We start from the raw sequence: 13,143 nt of genomic DNA, 5'->3' as shown, positions 1-13,143 counted from the left end.
TGTATATCTTAGCGAGTTCTAAATATGATTGCGATTGATATGGTCGGAAATCGGGCCATTTTTGAGTAGAGTTGTGATGAAACTGCCGCGATCTTTTCCAATCCCGCGTTCACGCGGAATGCGCAGCCTAACGGTGCTCGTTGGGGCGTTTGCGCTCTTCGGCGGAATTGCTTTATCGCTTCGGCCAGCAGTGAAGACTGCGGAGCCTGTAATCGCCGATCTGCAACCACGCGCACCCCTACTTGCCGAATTACCGTCTGAATTCGAAACAGACTTCGCATTAAGCCCTACGGTAACGCGATTGCAGCGGCGTGAGACGCTGTCCGGCTTAACAGACCGCCTCGGCCTTGACCGCCGCGATGCGGCGCTTGCTTTAGCCAGCCTAACGGATGCGGAATTGCTTGACCCACGCCGCGTTCGTGCCGGTTTGGAAGTTACGGTCTGGCAGGATAATGATCAGCTGACCGCTTTGAAAGTTACCCCTGAAACGGGTCGCCAAATGATCGCCAAGCGTGGGCATGATGATGTCTGGCGCAGCTTTGAGCTGAAAGCCCGAGAAGTGGCAATGCCGATTGTCGTGCGCGGGACGGTTCAAACCAGCCTCTATGTTGATGCGCTGGAGCAAGGCGCAGGTGACCAACAAGTTGTCGATTTTGCGCAAGTATTTGCCTATGACGTTGACTTCCAGCGCGAGGTTCACCCCGGCGATGAATTTGAGTTTGTCTATGAAGCGGTCAGCGATGAGCGCGGCAATCCGATACGGGCTGGGAACCTCATTTATGCTGCGCTGAACGGCCGGGCCGTGGATAAGAGCTTCTATCGCTTCACCCCAGAGGACACAGGCGAGACGGATTATTTTCAGGGCAATGGTGAGAGCGCGACGCGCTTCCTGATGAAAACGCCGATCAATGGCGCGCGGCTATCATCCCGCTTCGGCAATCGCCGTCATCCAATCAGTGGTTACACGCGCTTACACAAAGGCACCGACTTCGCCGCGCCGACTGGAACGCCGATCTATGCGGCTGGGCATGGCACAGTCGAACGCGCCAGTCGTTATGGCGGGTATGGCCATTATGTTCGCATTCGCCATGCCAATGGCTACAAGACCGCCTATGCGCATATGTCGCGTTATGGTCGCGGCGTACGTAAAGGCACGCGCGTACGGCAGGGACAGGTGATCGGCTATGTCGGTTCAACCGGAGCCTCAACCGGACCGCACCTCCACTATGAAGTCTATATCAATGGCAAGCCCGTTGATGCGATGCGTTTGAAACTGCCAACGGGCCGGAAACTTGCCGGTGAGCCAGAGATCATGGCCGCTTTTGAGGTGGAACGCGACCGTATTGATGCGATCCGCAATACCTCGCATGAAGACGGCGACGACCTATTGATCGCCGCCGCTATTCCGGGAAATTAAGAGCCCTAGTTCAGAGCAGAGGCTCCTTTTGCAAAGTCATTTGGGACACCATTAATGGAAAGGCTTTCGCCTTCAACGTCGACCTTGATGTCTTCTCCATCATGAATGCGCCCTTCGAGTAGCAGGCGGGCCAGCGGGTCTTGCAGCTCTTTCTGGATCACACGTTTGAGAGGACGCGCACCATAGACCGGATCATAGCCTTTATCGGCGAGCCATTGGCGCGCGGCTTCGCTGAGCGTGATGCTCATCTTGCGTTCGACCAGCAGGCGTTCAAGCCGCTTCATCTGAATATCGACAATATGGTCGATCTCGCCACGGCCTAGCCGCTTGAAGAAGACCGTCTCGTCAATCCGGTTGATGAATTCCGGGCGGAAATGAGCGCGAATGGCCGCCATCACCGCGTCGGTCTGGGCTGGGGTTAGCTCACCTTCGTCACCACTCGCTAATGCATCTGCGCCGAGGTTTGAGGTCATGATGATGACGGTGTTCTTGAAGTCGACCGTACGGCCCTGACCATCGGTCAGGCGGCCATCATCGAGGACTTGCAGCAAGGTATTGAACAGGTCCGGATGGGCCTTTTCAACCTCGTCGAACAGGACAACCTGATACGGGCGGCGACGCACCGCTTCAGTCAGCACCCCGCCTTCATCATAGCCGACATAGCCCGGAGGCGCGCCGATCAGGCGAGCAACCGAATGCTTCTCCTGAAACTCTGACATATCAAGGCGCAGCACCGCGCTATCATCATCGAACATGAACTCGGCGAGCGCCTTGGTTAGCTCGGTTTTACCGACCCCGGTTGGACCGACGAACAGGAAGCTGCCGATTGGGCGGTTTGGATCCTGTAGGCCAGCGCGAGCCCGGCGCACAGCGTTGGAAACGGCAAGCAGCGCGTCTTCCTGCCCGACCACACGGGCACGCAGGGCATCTTCCATGCGGAGGAGTTTTTCACGCTCGCCTTCCAGCATCTTGTCGACCGGGATACCGGTCCACTTGCTCACGACAGCAGCGATATGGTCCGGGCGAACGACTTCGGAAACAAGACCGCCATCACCGCCATCGCCTTTCTCAACTTCGGCAATCCGGGCTTCCAGCGCCGGGATAACCGCATATTTCAACTCGGACGCTTTTGTCAGGTCGCCGACCCGCTGGGCCTCGGCCATATCTGCATAAGCGCGATCAAGTTCTTCCTTGGCGCTGGCGGCACCTTTCAGCTTGTCTTTCTCTGCCGCCCATGCGGTTGTCAGCTCATCAGATTGGGTTTGCAGTGCACCAATCTCACCCTCAATCGTCGTCAGGCGATCCTTCGAAGCGTCGTCTTTCTCTTTCTTCAAAGCTTCGGCTTCGATCCGCAATTGCATCAGACGGCGATCAATTTCATCAAGTTCCTCAGGCTTGGAGTCCACCTGCATCCGCAGACGTGAAGCGGCCTCATCCATCAGATCGATGGCTTTATCGGGCAAGAAGCGATCCGTGATGTAGCGATTGGAGAGGGTCGCTGCTGAGACGATGGCCGCATCGCTGACGCGTACGCCATGATGCGCCTCATAACGCCCTTTCAGGCCACGCAGGATGGAGATTGTATCCTCAACCGTTGGCTCATCAACATAGACAGCCATGAAGCGACGGGCGAGGGCGGCGTCGCCCTCAACATATTTGCGATATTCATCGAGCGTCGTAGCACCGAGGCAGTGCAACTCACCACGAGCCAACGCTGGTTTGATAAGGTTTGAAGCATCCATAGCGCCATCGGTCTTGCCGGCCCCGACCAGCGTATGCATTTCGTCGATGAACAGAACGACGCCGCCTTCGGCCTGTTCGACCTCTTTCAGGACAGCTTTCAGGCGCTCTTCAAACTCACCGCGAAACTTCGCCCCGGCAATGAGGGCGCCCATATCGAGAGCCAGCAGACGCTTATCCTTGAGGCTTTCAGGCACATCACCATTGACGATGCGTAGGGCAAGACCTTCGGCAATGGCGGTTTTACCAACGCCGGGTTCGCCAATCAGGACGGGATTATTCTTGGTCCGACGGCTGAGCACCTGAATGGCGCGGCGGATTTCCTCGTCACGGCCAATCACTGGATCGAGCTTGCCCGAACGGGCATCTGCGGTGAGATCGCGTGTATATTTCTTCAAGGCTTCATAGCCTTCTTCGGCATTGGCACTGTCGGCGGTGCGGCCCTGGCGCAGTTGGGTAACGGCGGCTTCAAGGCTGTTGGCGGTGACGCCGGATTGCTTCAGGGCATCAGCAGCCTTTGACCCTGATAATCCTGTCAGTGCGATCAGGAGTCGCTCAACAGTGACAAAGCTGTCGCCTGCGGTTTTTGCGCCCGCTTCCGCATTAGCAAATAGTTTGGCTGTGGTTTGATCCAGGCGCAGGCCAGACTGTCCGCCGCTAACTTTTGGAATGGCACGCAGGGCCTCATCATTCAATTGGGCAACCCGTTCTGGCTGGCCACCAGCAGCGCGGATCAGATTCGCCGCAAGCTGATCGCGATCATCCAGCATGGCTTTTAAAATATGCTCAGGCAGGAAAACTTGGTTGGAATTGGCAAGGGCTGTAGTTTGCGCCGCTTGCAGAACGCTTTGTGCGCGTTCGGTATAGGTTTCAAAATTCATTTTATCCCCTCTCAAGGCAGATGATATGTTTCCCATCAACAGCTGTTGCATGGGGTTGATAAAGAGAAATCCCGCTCAGCAGCGATCTCTCATAAGTGATGTGGGGAAGGGGTTGATGGCTTGCAAGATGTCGGTGAAACTCTACCGCAGGAGGCTCCCAATATGATCTTCAAACTCAGCATGACATCGATGATTGCGCTTGGTTTTTGCGCGCAAGTGGCCAGCGCCAACTGTAAGGCGGTGCCGGAACGGTATGATCTCGTAGACCTTGGAGATGTTGTTGAAGGTCAGGCTGAAAGCCGCGCGGTTGCTATTGATGAACGTGGCCGGGTGATTGTGCGGGCTGTTCCGCCGGGGCTTGGTCAGGAAGCTGCCGAGTATATGATCGAGCGCAATGGTAAGGCCAAACCGGTCATCAATCCTGACACGCTGGCCCAACGCAAGACCAGTCGTCTGGTTGGTGATCGGGTGCGTCTTACCGACTATTTACTGGTGCAGGAGGGGTTCCTGCCAGCACGGGCGACGACTCTGATTGACCGCAAAGGCGGTGAGATTGATGTCGCGCTCTATTGCTCACTGCCAGAGGGGGCAGAGTGGGAATTGGATACTTTTGTGATCAGTGATGACGGGGATCAATCTGCAGCATTGTTCTCAGGGCCTGAGGGGCAGATGGTTGCCCGTTGCACGCTAGAGGAGCCTGTCGAGATCCTGTTTGAAACGCCAGACCAGATTGAACTTGGCGGCATCAATAATCAGGGCGCCATAGGGGGGGTGCTTGTTAGTGATCGTGAGTCTTTCCTTTGGCGCTGGGATAAGGGCCAGCGCGTAACAGCAAGCCTACCTGAGGAATTGTTGCATATTGAGGCGAAAGGCATTGATGAAACGGGCCGAGTGTTTGCTCTGGCAACTGGCGAAGTCGTAAACCCGGCAATCTATCTTGATAAGCAAGGGGACGTGGTGCCTGCGCTGGTCCTGCCGGGTGATGGCTGGGATGTTGACTGGATTAGCCTTGGCCCTTGTGGGTCCCTCTTTGGGCAAGCCACCTACACCAACTTTGCAACCTTTGTTCAGCTTCCCGTCGAAGAGCAATATAGGCTACGCCAGAATTTCGCGGAGTTCTGGCAGTATGCCCTGGAGCGCGAGACAGAGCTTTTTTACTGGTCACCGGATAAGAGTTTCGGGAAGTTTCTAGGGGCCGTTGCGCCGCAAACACGCGATTGGAGCAATATCCAGATCACCGACATTAATAGCGATGCCATTGCCATTGGCTATGGCAGCAATGAGCTTGGTGAGATGCGTGCGATAAAGCTTGTGCCCGCGAAAGACTAGGTGGCTGGGATAAGCCCAGCTTTTTCAGGGTCACCGACCATATTCGTCAGGGCCTTGCGTAGCTTGTTCAAGGCTTGATGTTCGATCTGACGAACGCGTTCTTTAGAGATGCCCAGCCGTTTGCCGAGCACTTCCAGCGTGACCGTTTCGTCGGTCAGGCGACGCTCCATGATGATGAGGGTTTCCCGCTCGTTCAGGCTCTTCAGGGCTTCGCTGATCCATTCCTTGCGGCGCTCAGTATCGCGGCTTTCCTCGACCTGTTGTTCTGGTGTAGCGCTATGATCAGGCAGCAAATCTTGCCATTGCCCTTCGCCGTCCGTTGCCAGCGGCGCGTTCAAGGAGCGATCCGAAGCTGAGAGACGTGAAGCCATCGATTCGACATCACGCTCGGGTACGCCGAGATGCTCGGAAACCCATTTCTTGTTTTCGGCAGTCATGATGCCATCGCCGGTGTCATCAATCTTAGCCCGTAGGCGGCGCAGGTTGAAAAAGAGAGACTTTTGTGCGGCGGTTGTGCCGGTCCGTACGATGGACCAATTCCGCAGCACATAATCCTGGATCGAAGAACGAATCCACCATGCCGCATAGGTTGAAAACCGGACTTCACGGGAAGGCTCAAACCGTGCAGCGGCCTGCATCAGACCGACATTGCCTTCTGAAACCAGATCGGACAGGGGTAAGCCATAATGGCGGAACTTTGAGGCCATGGAGATAACGAGACGCATATAGGCCGTCGTTAGCTCATGCAGGGCTTTCTCGTCATCGTGATCCCGCCAACGCCGCGCCAGATCAAGTTCATGATCGGCTTCTAGCATTGGGGCTTTCATGGCTTTTCGAACGTAACGACGGTGTTCTGGGCCGCTCGGCTGCGCTGTTGCCATTCTATTTGTCCTCCATCAGGCCGTTAAAGGTCCGTTCATAGAGGTTTACGATTGGCAAATACGATTGGATCAGAAGAAACTTGAATTTTTTTCTGATCACTCCAAAAGTAAAAAAGCCTCGCAAAGTGCGAGGCTTTTTCTAAACATTTTCAGCGTCTTCGTCTGTCTTTCAGGCCGCTTTCTTCTTAGCAAGCGACTCAGCGAGGCGTTCCATTGCCTTGTCATGATCAATGCTCTCAACTGCAGACAACTCACGGGCCATACGGTCCAACGCGCTCTCATAAAGCTGGCGTTCAGAGTAGGACTGCTCAGGCTGATCTTCAAGACGGTGAAGGTCGCGAACAACTTCAGCAATTGAAATCAGATCACCAGAATTGATCTTGGCTTCATATTCCTGAGCCCGGCGAGACCACATAGTCCGCTTGATACGAGCCTTGCCGCCTAGCGTTTTCAGGGCATCGTCGACCAGTTTTGATCCGGCCAGTGCGCGCATACCTGATGCGGTCGCACGATTTGTTGGCACACGTAGGATCATTTTGTCCTGATCGAACGAAACAACATAGACTTCGAGGGTCATGCCAGCGACTTGCTGCTGCTCAATCGCTGTTACAGTTCCAACACCATGTGCGGGATAAACAATTTTCTGTCCTGCTTTGAACTCGAGGTCTGCGGTCGTTTCGGTTTTTGCCATATGGGGCACCTCTCTTCTACGCAAACGAGCCATGATGCCGGAACGTGAGCCCCGACAGGATGCATGGCTCGTAAGTATTTATGTGACGATTATGTATAGCAGATAATCGCCCTATTCTCAATAGGGGCGTTCATTTCTCACATACGGCCAAGGTTTAGTCGCCAGTGCCGGGGTTCGGGCTAAAGAAATCCGCCAGTTTATTGGTCTTCTGTGCAAACTCTTCACGGTCGGCCGGTGGTTCTTTCATGCGGGTAATATTGGGCCAGACCTTCGAGTATTCGGTGTTCAATTTCAGCCACTTCGCATCAGGTTCGTCCTCAGTGTCCGGGGTGATGGCTTCAACCGGGCATTCAGGTTCACAAACCCCACAATCAATACACTCATCCGGGTGGATGACGAGCATGTTTTCGCCCTCGTAGAAACAGTCTACGGGGCAGACTTCGACGCAGTCCATGTACTTACAACGGATGCAGGCATCCTTTACAATATAGGTCATTCAACGGCTCTGTGTTTAGCGTTCAAAACGCAAATGGCGGTGGGATAGGGGCAAGTCAATCCTTCAGACTGTCACGGTCTGTTTAGCTCAGCTCTCTTCCGCGCAGAGACACGGCGAAGATCATCAATATGAAGCAAGCTTGCCACGTGCCGCACAAAGGCATCCTCAAATTTGCAGGCCTCACCATCGGCCAGTGAAACGCGATACAAGCCTTCGATAATCGCAACTCTTTCAGCTTCCGGCAGAGTTTTGACGTGCCGGGTCAAAGCGTGCGCGTCGACGGCGTTTTCGGCAAGCGATTCGCCCTTCTTCAGAACGCTATCAGCCCGCTCCGCGTCCATATTGAAGCTGGTCACGAGGAGTTCGGCAATCATGTCGCTTTCAAGATTGGCGTAAACGCCATCGACCAGCGCCGCTTCAACCAGAAGCGCAGCGGCGGCTTCATAAGGATCGATATCGCGGGTGGGGGCTTGGGGGCGGCTGCCGAACAGGCGGGAGAAAAAACCAGACATATCTACCCTATGCGTCCGGCTCTATACGCCTGTAAAGCCCTTGGGCTTCACTCGCCGGGCCACGGCGCTCGCCAAAATCGACGATTTCAACCGTTTCAATCTGTTTGGCCTTATAGAAAGTGAGGATGTCTCCCACGGCTAAACGCGCGCCTGGCTTGGTCGTTTTGCGGGTTTGTCCTGTGCGGGTCAGACGGATACCTTTGCGGGATACATAGTCCGTGGCGAGGGCGCGAGTTTTGAAAAACCGGGCCCGCCAGAGCCAGATATCCACACGAATGCCGTCGTATTCCTGGCTCATTCAGCCTCTTTTTCGGGGACAGAAGGGGCATCAGCGGGGGATGCAGGGGGGCTGGAAGGGACCTCTGTGGAGACATTGGGGGTATCTGCAGGTGCCTGTGTCTCAGTTGCCGCTGTTTCAGGTGTTGCTTCTGCCGCTTTCGGCTTTGGCTTACGCTTTTTCTTCTTTTTTGGAGGCGGCGTAGCCTTTTCAGGCAGCAAAGCTGCGAGGGCTGCAAATGGGCTGTCTGGGTCAGGCTGACGTGGAGCCGGGCGACCCCGTCCACCGCCGCCTTGATGACGCGGCTTACCACGCCCGCCTTTAGCATTGTCACGATCCCCTTTGGCGCGCGGCGGGCGATTGCCACCTTTAGGGCCTTCACCGCGCGGTTTACGCGGGTCACGATTTTCGCGGCGCTGTTTCTGTTCTTCAAGGCGAGCCCGGGACTGGAAGCGCCAGAGTTTCACTGCGCCAGTTTCCTCATCCTTCTCTGCCGGAACGACCCCGAAGCCTTTGAGGACATTGTGGAAATCATCGAGCGGGCAGGAGACAATAGAGGCAAGGTCCGGGGCCACCTCGAAGACAGCTTTGCCAGCTTCTTTGCGGCGCTTGGAGAGCTCCCAACCCAGACGCTCGGCCAGATCAGCGCGTACGGCGCGCTTGCCAAAGCGCAGATAACCCTGCGCCGCGAGGTCTTCATCAGGCCATGAACCATCCAGCTCAAAACTGCCCGCGCCTTCCGGAGCGACTTTGCGATCGCGGCCATCGGCAAGGGTTTGCAGGACAGCGATCAGGCGCTGGGCTGCGGGTTTTTGCGCATCGGGAATATGCGCGGCGATGCGACCGGAGCGAATGCCCGCTTCTTTCAGCTTGGTGCGATCTTCATGGCTTGGGTGCAGGGCGCGATCTTCATCGCGCAGGTCACAAGCCGCGCCTGCTTCCAACAGGCGGAAGGCCAGACCTCTTGCAAGTCCTTCGAGGCCCAGCTCATCGGGGGAGAATTTCAGTTTGAAATGGGTTGGCAGGCGCTTTTGAATCTCGCCGCCCAGCCATTCATTCACCCGCGTTGTTGCGGCATCTCGCTGGTGAGCCTCAGCCTCTTCCCCGCCAAGCAGGGTGGCAGAAGGCGCAAGCCAGTGTGGACCGGCCACGAGCTTTGCCACCGGGGCACCATTCCAGACGATCTGTCCTGCTTCATTAATGGTTAGGGCCAGTTCCGGAGCGCCAGCAATCATTTTCAGGCGCTGGGCGATTTCCGGTGCAAGCGCCTGCATCGCGGCACTGCGTAGGGTTTTGCCCTCAAGCGTGGAAGCGCTGGTCTCTGGCTCAAAGCTCAGGCCGACGAGTTTTCCAACTGTATGACCTTCAATGGTCACGTCTCCGGTATCTGATACGTCAGTGGTCAACAGGTCTTCCCTTTTCAGGCCAGCAATAAGCGCGGTCGTTCGACGATCGACAAACCGCAAAATCAGCGCCTCGTGTAGCGCATCTGACAGGCGGTCTTCAACCGCTCTTGTCCGCATTTGCCAGTGTTCTGGGTCTTTTAGCCAATCGGGGCGGAAGGCGGCATAGGTCCAGGTGCGGATCATGGCGAGGCGTTGCTGGAGCAGGCTGATGTCGCCAAGCGTGTTATCGAGCGCCTTGATGCGTTCTTCCACGGCCTGATCATTCAGGCGCGCGTCAGGGTCGTGCAGGGTTTCAGCAAGGCCGAGGACGAGCCGTCCATGACCCTCATGCCCGGCTTTGCGAAAGTCCGGCAGGCGCGCGAGATCCCAGAGACGGCGGATATTGCGCTCGCCGCGGACCTCTGGCCCAATCGCGCTATCCTCAGCCATACGGCGCAGCACCCATTCATCAAGGCCATAAGGGTTCTGGCGCAGAACCGGGTGTGCGCTCGACCGGGCCAGGCTTGCGATCAGAGTTTTGATCGAGCGATAGTCGAGGTCTGAATTGCGCCATTGCAGCTCTGCAACGCGGTCATAGCGATGTTCCTCAATCGCGTGGACGACTTCATCCTCGAGTGGTGGGCAGTCATTCGTTTCGCCAAACGCGCCATCATCGCGGAAGCGGCCCGCCCGGCCAGCAATCTGGCCAAGTTCTGCGGCGCTGAGCCAGCGGTGGCGACGGCCATCAAACTTGGCGCGTCCGGCAAAAGCGATGCGGTCAACGTCCAGATTAAGGCCCATGCCGATCGCATCCGTGGCGACGAGATAGTCGACCTCGCCAGACTGATAGAGTTCCACTTGGGCGTTGCGCGTGCGTGGGGAGAGGCCGCCCATGACCACAGCGCTGCCGCCTTTCTGACGTCGCAACACTTCGGCAATCGCGTACACTTTCTCCGCGCTGAACGCGACAATGGCGGTGCGTTTGGGCAGCTTGGTGATCTTCTTTGGCCCAGCATAAGAGAGCGTAGAGAAGCGCTCTCGAATGTCTGTCGAGATTTCGAAATCCAGCTCTCGCAAGACATCGCGCATGGTTTCAGAGCCGAGCAGAAGAGTTTCCTGCGTGCCGCGCATGTTGAGAATGCGATCAGTGAAGACGTGGCCGCGATCTTCATCTTCGGCGAGCTGGATTTCATCGATGGCGAGGAATTCAACGCGCTGGTCAATCGGCATCGATTCCACCGTGCAGACCCAGTAGCGCGCCTGATCCGGTACGATGCGTTCCTCGCCTGTGATCAGGGCGACGGCGCGCTCGCCCTTGGCCTTGACGATGCGGTCATAAACCTCACGCGCGAGCAGGCGCAGCGGCAGGCCGATCATGCCGGTCGTGTGCCCCATCATACGCTCTAGGGCATAGTGGGTTTTCCCAGTATTGGTCGGGCCAAGGATGGCTTTCAGGATGGACATTCAAAACGCCATTTGCCTCTGAATTGAGGCGGAACAAGGTCGCGGGTGTTTAAACCCGCTTTTCGACCTCTGCGACAACCGCATCTGCGGTGATGCCGAATTTCTTGTAAAGCTCTTTATAGGGCGCTGATGCGCCAAAGCTGTCCATGCCGACAAAGCCGCCATCAAAGCCGATCCAGCGATCCCAGCCGAAGCGAACGCCAGCTTCCACAGCGACCTTTGGCAGGGAGCCACCAAGGGTTTCCATCTGGTAGGCTTCGTCCTGTTGCTCGAACAGTTCCATACACGGCATGGAGACAACGCGCGTTGGGATGCCTTTTTCGGTAAGGATGGTGTGCGCCTCCATGGCGATTTCGACCTCTGAACCCGTGGCGATGATGACCGCTTTTGCGTCTCTGCCACCGCCAATGACATAGCCACCTCTGGCGGAAAGGTTCTCATCTGTATGGCTCGTGCGGGCGCTTTTGATTTTCTGACGGGTCAGGGCCATGGTGGATGGACCACCCGTGTTGCGCAGGGCCAGTTCCCAGCACTCTGCAGTCTCAACGCCGTCGCAGGGGCGGAAGGTCAGCATGTTCGGCATCGCGCGCAGGCTTGCAACCTGCTCAACTGGCTGGTGGGTTGGGCCATCTTCGCCAAGGCCGATGGAATCGTGTGTCATCACATGGACGACCCGCTCACCCATCAGGGCACCAAGGCGGATCGCCGCACGGCTATAATCAGAGAAGATCAGGAAGGTGCCAGAATAGGGGATGATCCCGCCATGCAGGGCCATGCCATTCATCGCCGCAGCCATACCATGCTCACGGATGCCATAGTGAACATAGCGCCCGGCCCAGTCAGCTGAGGACATGGGCACGGTGTGGCTGGTCTTGGTATTGTTGGAGCCAGTAAGGTCGGCGGAACCGCCAACCATTTCGGGGATCGCTTCAGTCAGCTTCTCCAGAACCGCGCCCGACCATTGGCGGGTTGCCTTGTCTTCGCCGCCTTCGACAACAGCTTTCTTGTGTGTGGCAACGATGCTGGCGAGGTCAGCGGGTAAAGCGCCACTAATCGCGGCTTCAAACGTCGCTTTATCGGCAGAAGCGCTCAGGCGAGATTGCCAGGCTGTATAGTCGCCTTCGGCGCGCTTGCCAGCAGTCTTCCATGCCTCTTCAATCTCAGCCGGGACCACGAACGGCGCATGCGGCCAGCCGATCGCTTCGCGCACGGTCTGAACTTCTTCAGGGCCGTAAGGGCCACCATGGGCTGGGCCAGTGCCAGCGCGCTTTGCGCCATAGCCAATGATGGTTTTGACCGCGAGCATGACCGGTTTGTCCTGATCCTGCGCCCATGCAAGGGCCGCTTCGACATCGCCAGCGTCATGACCATCAACACGCTTTGTGATCCAGCCAGAGGCTTCGAACCGGGTGCATTGGTCCGTCGCATCGGCCATGTCTGTACCGCCATCAATGGTCACGGCATTATCATCGAACAGGACGATCAGGTTGGAGAGCTGTAAATGGCCAGCAAGCGTGATGGCTTCTTGGCTGATGCCTTCCATTAGACAGCCATCGCCCGCCAGAACATAAGTCTTGTGATTGACGAGATCATCGCCGAAACGGGCATTCAGGTGCCGCTCGGCCATCGCCATGCCGACGCCTGTCGCGATGCCCTGACCGAGCGGGCCAGTCGTCGTTTCAACGCCTTCAGTGACGAAGTTTTCCGGGTGGCCCGGTGTTTTCGCTCCGATCTGACGGAAATTGATGATCTCTTCGCGGCTGACGCTCTCATATCCTGTCAGGTGGAGCAGGGCGTAGATCAGCATGGAGCCGTGTCCCGCGGACAGAATGAACCGATCACGGTCGGGCCATTTTGGGTCTGCCGGGTTGTGCTTGAGGAATTTCGTAAACAGTACCGTTGCGGCGTCCGCCATACCCAGCGGCAGGCCAACATGACCAGATTTGGCTTGTTCAACGGCATCAATGGACAGTGCGCGAATTGCGTTGGCCATGTCACGATTGCTTACAGTCATGGGAGCTCCTCCAAACGTGTGCCCGCAATCAAGGAAGAGGGCTTTTCTGTCAAGCC

General features: G+C 56.7%; 10 protein-coding genes. 2 read left to right on the top strand and 8 right to left on the bottom strand.

Annotation, left to right across the window (positions count from 1 at the left end):
• Positions 1 to 76: 76 nt before the first annotated feature.
• Positions 77 to 1,417, top strand: coding sequence for a peptidoglycan DD-metalloendopeptidase family protein (locus RYZ27_RS10490; RefSeq protein WP_406679458.1), 1,341 nt, complete (start codon positions 77 to 79; stop codon positions 1,415 to 1,417).
• Between the two features lie 5 nt (positions 1,418 to 1,422).
• On the opposite strand, the gene clpB is transcribed toward RYZ27_RS10490, so the two are convergent.
• Positions 1,423 to 4,038 carry an ATP-dependent chaperone ClpB gene (clpB, locus tag RYZ27_RS10485; protein ID WP_406679457.1) on the bottom strand — a complete coding sequence of 872 codons (2,616 nt, stop codon included), beginning with the start codon at positions 4,036 to 4,038 and terminating at the stop codon, positions 1,423 to 1,425.
• A 162-nt stretch (positions 4,039 to 4,200) separates the two neighbouring features.
• Between clpB and RYZ27_RS10480 the strand changes: the two genes are divergently transcribed.
• Positions 4,201 to 5,367 carry a hypothetical protein gene (locus tag RYZ27_RS10480; protein WP_406679456.1) on the top strand — a complete coding sequence of 389 codons (1,167 nt, stop codon included), beginning with the start codon at positions 4,201 to 4,203 and terminating at the stop codon, positions 5,365 to 5,367.
• Here the strand turns inward: RYZ27_RS10480 and RYZ27_RS10475 are convergent.
• The 7 genes from RYZ27_RS10475 to tkt all read right to left on the bottom strand — a co-directional run bounded on the left by RYZ27_RS10475 (position 5,364) and on the right by tkt (position 13,087).
• Complete coding sequence (locus tag RYZ27_RS10475; RefSeq protein WP_406679455.1) at positions 5,364 to 6,248, bottom strand: RNA polymerase factor sigma-32; 885 nt, start codon at positions 6,246 to 6,248, stop codon at positions 5,364 to 5,366. The two genes, RYZ27_RS10480 and RYZ27_RS10475, sit on opposite strands and share 4 nt — an antisense overlap.
• Before the next feature lie 169 nt (positions 6,249 to 6,417).
• Positions 6,418 to 6,939 carry a CarD family transcriptional regulator gene (locus tag RYZ27_RS10470; protein ID WP_406679454.1) on the bottom strand — a complete coding sequence of 174 codons (522 nt, stop codon included), beginning with the start codon at positions 6,937 to 6,939 and terminating at the stop codon, positions 6,418 to 6,420.
• A 154-nt stretch (positions 6,940 to 7,093) separates the two neighbouring features.
• A complete protein-coding gene (gene fdxA / locus RYZ27_RS10465) occupies positions 7,094 to 7,435 on the bottom strand; it encodes a ferredoxin FdxA (RefSeq protein ID WP_406679453.1) in 342 nt (113 codons plus the stop codon).
• Positions 7,436 to 7,506: 71 nt separating this feature from the next.
• Positions 7,507 to 7,947: a TerB family tellurite resistance protein gene (locus RYZ27_RS10460; protein WP_406679452.1), complete on the bottom strand. Its 441-nt coding sequence runs from the start codon at positions 7,945 to 7,947 to the stop codon at positions 7,507 to 7,509.
• Positions 7,948 to 7,954: 7 nt separating this feature from the next.
• Positions 7,955 to 8,245, bottom strand: coding sequence for an RNA-binding S4 domain-containing protein (locus RYZ27_RS10455; RefSeq protein WP_406679451.1), 291 nt, complete (start codon positions 8,243 to 8,245; stop codon positions 7,955 to 7,957).
• On the bottom strand, positions 8,242 to 11,073 hold the full coding sequence (locus RYZ27_RS10450) for a helicase-related protein (protein ID WP_406679450.1): 2,832 nt from the start codon (positions 11,071 to 11,073) through the stop codon (positions 8,242 to 8,244). Before RYZ27_RS10450 ends, RYZ27_RS10455 begins: the two co-directional genes overlap by 4 nt.
• Before the next feature lie 49 nt (positions 11,074 to 11,122).
• Positions 11,123 to 13,087, bottom strand: coding sequence for a transketolase (tkt, locus tag RYZ27_RS10445; RefSeq protein WP_406679449.1), 1,965 nt, complete (start codon positions 13,085 to 13,087; stop codon positions 11,123 to 11,125).
• Between the last annotated feature and the right edge of the window lie 56 nt (positions 13,088 to 13,143).

Source organism: Hyphomonas sp. FCG-A18 (assembly GCF_045287255.1).
GTDB lineage: Bacteria > Pseudomonadota > Alphaproteobacteria > Caulobacterales > Hyphomonadaceae > Henriciella.
This window is presented reverse-complemented; position numbering and strand designations above follow the sequence as displayed.

Bases quoted from the DNA above. Each gene is read 5' to 3' on its own strand.
- tkt (WP_406679449.1), bottom strand. From the start codon at position 13,087: ATGACTGTAAGCAATCGTGACATGGCCAACGCAATTCGCGCACTGTCC.
- RYZ27_RS10450 (WP_406679450.1), bottom strand. From the start codon at position 11,073: ATGTCCATCCTGAAAGCCATCCTTGGCCCGACCAATACTGGGAAAACC.
- RYZ27_RS10475 (WP_406679455.1), bottom strand. From the start codon at position 6,248: ATGGCAACAGCGCAGCCGAGCGGCCCAGAACACCGTCGTTACGTTCGA.
- RYZ27_RS10480 (WP_406679456.1), top strand. From the start codon at position 4,201: ATGATCTTCAAACTCAGCATGACATCGATGATTGCGCTTGGTTTTTGC.
- RYZ27_RS10460 (WP_406679452.1), bottom strand. From the start codon at position 7,947: ATGTCTGGTTTTTTCTCCCGCCTGTTCGGCAGCCGCCCCCAAGCCCCC.
- fdxA (WP_406679453.1), bottom strand. From the start codon at position 7,435: ATGACCTATATTGTAAAGGATGCCTGCATCCGTTGTAAGTACATGGAC.
- clpB (WP_406679457.1), bottom strand. From the start codon at position 4,038: ATGAATTTTGAAACCTATACCGAACGCGCACAAAGCGTTCTGCAAGCG.
- RYZ27_RS10470 (WP_406679454.1), bottom strand. From the start codon at position 6,939: ATGGCAAAAACCGAAACGACCGCAGACCTCGAGTTCAAAGCAGGACAG.
- RYZ27_RS10455 (WP_406679451.1), bottom strand. From the start codon at position 8,245: ATGAGCCAGGAATACGACGGCATTCGTGTGGATATCTGGCTCTGGCGG.
- RYZ27_RS10490 (WP_406679458.1), top strand. From the start codon at position 77: ATGAAACTGCCGCGATCTTTTCCAATCCCGCGTTCACGCGGAATGCGC.